This window comes from Streptomyces sp. NPDC090499, from assembly GCF_044769305.1.
Classification (GTDB): domain Bacteria; phylum Actinomycetota; class Actinomycetes; order Streptomycetales; family Streptomycetaceae; genus Streptomyces.
The window spans coordinates 1-1,661 of sequence record NZ_JBIVXP010000054.1 but is presented as its reverse complement, the minus strand read 5'-3'; the positions used below and the strand labels follow the sequence as shown (position 1 = coordinate 1,661).

The window sequence follows — 1,661 nt, the reverse complement described above, 5'->3', positions numbered from 1 at the left end:
CCTCTGGCCGGAAAATCAAAGGGCTGGAGGGCGGGCTGATGCCTGCTCCGTGCTCGGGGTGTTGATGGCGGATCCGGCGACGAGGCGTTCGTGGTCAGGCCAGGCTGGGAGTCAGGGTGACGGTGTTGCCCAGGCGTTCGAGCTGGCGGACGAGTTCACGGGTGCGGCGTTCGGGGTCGGTGCGGCGCTCGTACCAGTCGGTGCCGAGGTCGTGATAGCGGGCGTCGGGGTCGGCGATCAGCTGCCAGACCATCTCGAGGATGTTGCGGGCCAGCGCGGCCTGGGCCTTCTTCTTGGGTTTGCGTTTGATGAGGCGTCGGTAGCGGGCACCCAGGAAGCTCTGGCTCCTGCCGGCGCTGACGGTGGCCTGCCCGAGGGCTCGTCGCAGCCAGGGGTTGCCGTGTCCGGTGCCGCCGGAGGTGTTCTTCGTCCCGGACTGCAGGGTGCGCGGGGTCAGTTTGGCCCAGGAAGCCAGGTGTCCGGGGGTGGGGAAGACGCTCATGTCGAAGCCGGTTTCCGCGAGGATGTTCTGTGCGGTCACCGGTCCGATGCCGGGGATCTCGGCCAGCCGTTCCAGCAGTGGCGTTCGGGGGCCGTCGGCGTGGGTGGGGTCCAGTTCCCGGACGGCCGCCTCGATGTGCGCACCCAGGTCGGTGATCTGGGCGTTCATGCGGTCGATGTCCTCCAGGTAGAGGCGGATCAGATAGCCGTGGTGAGCGTCGAACCGGCCCCGTAACGCCTCGCTGAGATCGTCACGCTTGGACCGCATGCTGCCGCGGGCCAGGTCGGCCAGGGTCCTGGGGCTGCGTTCCCCGGCGATCAGTGCTTCGAGCATTGCCCGGCCGGATGCCCCGAATATGTCGGTGGCCACGCTGGACAGCTTGATCTGGGCGTCTTCGAGAACCTTCTCGACACGTTCCTTGTAGGCGGTGCGGTCGGCGGTGAGCACGGCGCGTGCGCGGGTGAGGTCCCGCAGGCGGCGCACCGGGGCGGGCGGCACGAAGGAACGACGCAGCATGCCGCGTTCGGCGAGCTTGGCCAGCCAGACAGCGTCCAGCTTGTCGGTCTTGGGCCGACCCGGGACATTCTTGACGTCGCGGGCGTTGACCAGCCAGCACGCAAGGCCCCGGTCCTCGAGCAGGTAGTAGAAGGGACGCCAATAGTCGGAGGTGGACTCCATGACGACCAGTTCGACGCCCTGGCAGACCAGGTGGTCGGCCAGTTCCAGGATCGCCGCGGTTGTCGCACCGACCTTCTGAATCTCCTGGCGCTTACGGCTTCCGTTGCCGGGCACCCGTGTGCACACCATTGCCGAGGCCTTGGCGATGTCCAGTGCCGCGACCCGCGCGACCAGTTCGTCACCCACCTCCAGCTCGGACACCTCAATCTGATCGCCCATCACCGTGCTCTCTGCCACCGTGTCCGTCACCCCCAGCGGGGTGCTGTCAGCGGGTGCCGCCCAGGGGAGCCGCAAGGGGATGCCAAATCTGGCCGGCGTGCTCGAAGCAACATGTCACTGCCCCGCAGTGCGGCTCCGGCATCAGACTTGGTAACGGGCTCAACAGGCCAAGAGACCATCGACGTCGGACCTGAGCGGCACCCACGACCGATTTTCGCGCTGTCACCACGGCGCGGGCAACGCGTCACACCAACTTGGTAGC

1 protein-coding gene is annotated in these 1,661 nt (G+C 67.5%); it reads right to left on the bottom strand.

Annotated features, from left to right (window positions below):
* Nucleotides 1-94: 94 nt before the first annotated feature.
* Nucleotides 95-1,399 (bottom strand): IS110 family transposase, encoded by a 1,305-nt coding sequence (locus ACIQVL_RS51530; protein ID WP_403479314.1) that lies wholly within the window; start codon nt 1,397-1,399, stop codon nt 95-97.
* Nucleotides 1,400-1,661 lie beyond the last annotated feature (262 nt).